Consider the following 4540-nt stretch of genomic DNA (forward strand, 5'->3'; position numbering starts at 1 on the left):
CGAGGCGGGGTTGGGCACCCCGCGGTGCCACATTCGGGGATCGCGGAAACAGACGCTCCGGGCCGGAATGGCCATGCGGGCGGGCGGCGACCACTTCTCGAGGAGATGGGTTCGATCCCCGACCCGGCTCGTGGGCCAGTTGACGACATCGGTCTCGAACTGGGAGCCGGGATATATTTCCGTCGCGCCGTTGGCCTCGGTGATTTCTTCCAGCGCGACCGAACAGCTGAGCGTCGTGGTGTGGGGCGGCCAGCTCTGGCCGTCTCTTGCGGCGTCTTCCGCCGTCTTCCACGAGTAGGGCCGATCAAAGTGCAGCGGCTGATAGCCACTGCCCGGGCAGTTGACGTTGCCGTTGTAGAAGCCGAGCCAGGGTTGGGGGCCAAGTACGCCGACCACCACAGCTTCGATGAACGGGTTGGCGACGAAATCCTCGCGGACGTAGGGGGCGGTTCGCCGGAGGCCCAGCTGGAGGTGACCCTCCGCAGTGTTTTCCTCGTGGCGCGTCTTGACGCCGAGCGCCCGGACCCGGTCCGCGTCTTCGAGGACGCTCTCGGCCAGCAGAGCGCAGGTCTCCTCAGACACAATGTCCTGCAGAACCGCATAGCCGACTTCGCGGATGTCGCGGACAAGGCTCGCGAGCTTATCGGGGTCGATCCGACCGGATTTCCGCTCCTGATCCGAAAGCTGGTAGACCATCACCTACTCCATGCGTTCAATCAGTTTTCACCGCCGAAGCCAGGGCCTGCCAGCGGTGAGGTCGATCCTTGGGCCAGAGCTGGATCAGGATCCCGCTGGCGGACTCGGGCTCTATGAAGACACGATCGGTGCCGACGCCGCGCAGGGCCACACCGCGGCCCGACAGCTCCGCCACCGCAACGTCCAGGTCATCGACCTGGAACGACAGTAGTCGCAGACCCTCGCCCCGCTCCCGAAGCATCTCGGCGTAGGGGCTGTCGTCCCGCGTCGGCGCCACCAGCTCGATGAACGTGTTGTCCGCGAACTTGAAGAACGCCACCGCCAGTCCGACCTGCGGATTATCCGACCTGTGAGTGAGCGTCATGCCGATCTGGCCGGCCCAGGTCCGGATCCCCGCCTCGATGTCGCTGACGAGGATCACGACATGATCGAACTTGCCAAACACGATCGTGGTCCTCGCCGCCTCCGATACTAGAAGTCCTTGCGGACCGTCACGCCGAAGTATCGCTTGTAGTCGCGCGGCAGGCCGCCCACGAGCCCACCGTTTCCTTGCGCCAGAGTCGCGCGATAGAACTTATCGAACAAATTCCTGACAAGGAGTCGGCCTTCCCAGCCGCTTTCCTTATCCATCACAGAAATGACTCCGTTTACGATCCCGTATCCGGGCGAAACGGTATCGGGAGTCTGCGTGATGCTGTTCTGTTGACTTGATTGGTAAGTATAGTTGCCCGTCAGATTCACGCGATACCTCGGTGAGTCATAGGCCTCGTATCGGGCCTGGACCGAAATCTTGTGTTTCGGGGCGTAGGGCAGCGGCTTCCCATCGATATCGCAACTCACCGGGGCTGCAACGGGGCAAAGGAAGTCGTCGATCTTGGCTTTGACGTATCCATAGTCCGCGCTGACCGTCAGGTTGTTGGTGACATTCGCGATGGCCTCGATTTCAATACCCTTGGTCGACACTTCGCCCGCGTTGATCAGGCGTGTGACCACGGTCCCGGCCACCAAGTCCGGTTGGTTGGCTTGGTAGTTCGCGACTTGGTCGTTGAAGATTGCGACATTCAACTGAAGTCGACGGTCCAGCAGGCTCGACTTCACGCCCAGCTCGAACGCATCCGATGTTTCGGGCTTGAGTACGTTCGTCTCGCGCGCGGAGAAGTTGAAGAACACATTGAATGCTGGGCCTTTGTAGCCACGGGAATACGTAGCATAGGCGTGGATGTCGTCGCTCACATCATACTGGAAGCCGAAACGGCTCGCGTAGTCAGTGACGCTGGTGGAGTCCTTGCCCGCGAACGCGGGTAGAATGCCAGGAACGGCGACTGTGGAGGTGGAAACTCGGTCGCTGTAGTAACTCAACTTGTCCTTCACCAAACGAAGCCCGGCGATGGCGCGGAACGACTCCGAGAAATTGATGTTCGCCTCACCGAACACCGAATAGTTATTCTGGATAGTCCCGAAGTTGTTTAGCCCGAAATTCCTAACCCTGTTTCCGGCAATGAGCTGTGTCGTTTCTCGACTATAGTCTTCGCGATTGACCGCTCTGAAATAATAGGCGCCGATCTGGTAATCAATCAGCCCGCCTCTCGGAGAGGCAAGGCGAATTTCCTGAGTATACTGCTTCGAGTTGACGTGACCGAGGTCGATTTGCTGCACCGGCGTCGACGTCGTGAGCGTCGCAAATCCGTCCAGATCGCCACCCTGCGTGCTTCTCCAGAACCGGTAGCCGCTGATCGCCGTCAGATCGTATTCGCCCATCTTGTAGTCGATCTGGGCCAACGCGCCCCCGAACGCATCCTTGAACTGGGGCAGCGTGTTCTGGGCGACCTGCCGGTTTTTGAAGCCCGGCGTAATGCCGACACTCTGAAGGATGGTCGGCAGTGTGGCGCTCTGGGTCCGCACGCCGGTCGGGTAGGCCACCGTCGAAGTTTCAAGAAACATACCGCTATTGCCGCGGTTCTCGGCGTAGAGATAGTCCGCGCCCAGCAGGATGCTCAGGTTCTCGCTCGGCGTGTACAGCAACTTGCCGCGCAGACCGTCGGACTCGCGGTCGCTGAGGGTCTCATTCAGAAAAATGTTCCGGACGTTACCCTTGAACCCGGAAGTAACCCCCGAGATCCTTCCGCTAAGCAGCCCCGGGATAATCTCGCCGTTGACGCCCAAGGTGAGCCTATGCTCGTCGCCGCCGTAATAGCTGGCCTCGACGAAGGCGCCGAAGTTAGGCGTCGGATTCGCTGTGATGATGTTGATCACGCCGGCCGACGCGTTCTTGCCGAACAGGGTGCCCTGCGGGCCGCGCAGGACCTCGATGCGTTCCAGGTCAACAAGTTCGGAGACCATTTGGCCCGGCCGTGCGAGCACGACACCGTCGAGAACCATGGACACGCTGGGCTCAGCGCCTGGCGACGTTGTGATGGTTCCCAATCCGCGGATGAGAAGAACCGTGTCCTTGCTCGAGTTCTGCGGCCGCAGCGTTATCGCCGGAATGAGCGTGATGAGGTCCGGGACGCTGTTGCGATTCTGCTCGCGCACGACGTCGCCGCCGAGGGAACTCACCGCGATCGGAACTTCCTGAAGGCTTTCGGAACGCCGTCGGGCCGTCACGAAAACTTCCTCGATCTCGTTGACGCTCTCGTCTGCCGCCGTCTGGGCCGCCGCGCTCTCCGCGCTTAACAGTCCAGTACTCGCGAGGAGAGCGGCCATGATCGCCCGGTGGCTCCTGCGTCGAGCCTCAGAGCGCGTTGCCTTCACTATCATTCTCGTTTTCCCCTATCCTGATCGCCTAGACATCGGCTTTTTTTGGGTGGCCCGGTCATCGTCGCGCTTCGACCGGCTGTCGTCTGCTATCGAATGTCCAACGTTGTCACATCAATGCCTGCTCTGAGTTCCGCCAACATAGATCAAAAGCCCAGCTCGCTCATTTCGACGACACGCTTTTCTCGGGCGCTGATCTCGGCGGCTGTACCGATCGCCACCGCCATCAATCCGTCGCGCGCGGTCACCTCCACCGGCCCCTCTCCGCGCACGGCGGCGATGAATTTCTGGTGCTCATAGAAGGTCGAACCGTGATGTGTGCCGGCGCTTAGAGCCGCCTCATCAACCTCGACGACGCGGCGCTCGATCTGCTTCAGGGCGCCACGCCCCACCCGTGGAGAATAGACCACTTCGCCGGAGGGGATCAGCACATCCAGCCGGGCTTGATCGCCCACCGCGATGATCTCTTCCTGATTTTCGGCGCCGTCGGCGAACATCGAAAGATCCAGCATGGCGCGCACGCCATTGGCGAAGTCCACCGTGGTGTAGGAATTGTCGATGATGTCCGGTCGCTCGCCGTCATACAGTTCATCGAGGTGGTTCACGTCCATGGCGCCCGAGCAGTAGACCCGCACGGCCTCGGACCGCACGATCAGCCGCATGAGGTCGAAGAAGTGGCAGCACTTCTCCACCATCGTGCCGCCGCTGTTGCGGGAAAAACGGTTCCAGTCGCCGACCTTCTTCAGGAACGGGAAGCGATGCTCCCGGATCGACAGCATCTGAAGCCGTCCTACCCGCCCGTCGTGCACCTCGCCGATAAACGCCTCAGCCGGAGGCATGTAGCGGTATTCCATCGCCGTCCAGAACGGCGCCGAGGCCTTCTCGGCCTGTTCGACCACCCAGCGCGCATCCTCGATGGTCGTGGCCAGCGGCTTTTCGCAGAGGATCGCCAGGCCCGCGTCGAACAGCGGCTCAAGCACCTCGCGGTGCGTGTGATTCGGACTCGACACGATCACCGCGTCGACCAGGCCGCTTCGGGCCAACTCGGCGGACGATTGGAACGACGCTACCCCCTCAGCGCGGTCGCGCA

4 protein-coding genes are annotated in these 4540 nt (G+C 61.4%); all 4 read right to left on the minus strand.

Annotation, left to right across the window (positions count from 1 at the left end):
- On the minus strand, nt 1-696 hold a 696-nt coding region (locus ACIQ3R_RS15495), incomplete at its 3' end, for a phytanoyl-CoA dioxygenase family protein (protein ID WP_397419758.1).
- A 16-nt stretch (nt 697-712) separates the two neighbouring features.
- Nucleotides 713-1141, minus strand: coding sequence for a VOC family protein (locus tag ACIQ3R_RS15500; RefSeq protein ID WP_397419759.1), 429 nt, complete (start codon nt 1139-1141; stop codon nt 713-715).
- Between the two features lie 26 nt (nt 1142-1167).
- On the minus strand, nt 1168-3399 hold the full coding sequence (locus tag ACIQ3R_RS15505) for a TonB-dependent receptor (protein ID WP_397419760.1): 2232 nt from the start codon (nt 3397-3399) through the stop codon (nt 1168-1170).
- Nucleotides 3400-3596: 197 nt separating this feature from the next.
- Nucleotides 3597-4540 (minus strand): Gfo/Idh/MocA family protein (locus tag ACIQ3R_RS15510; RefSeq protein ID WP_397419761.1); only part of this gene is annotated, 944 nt, incomplete at its 5' end.

The sequence above is a fragment of the Phenylobacterium sp. genome, from assembly GCF_044371015.1.
Classification (GTDB): Bacteria; Pseudomonadota; Alphaproteobacteria; order Caulobacterales; family Caulobacteraceae; genus Phenylobacterium.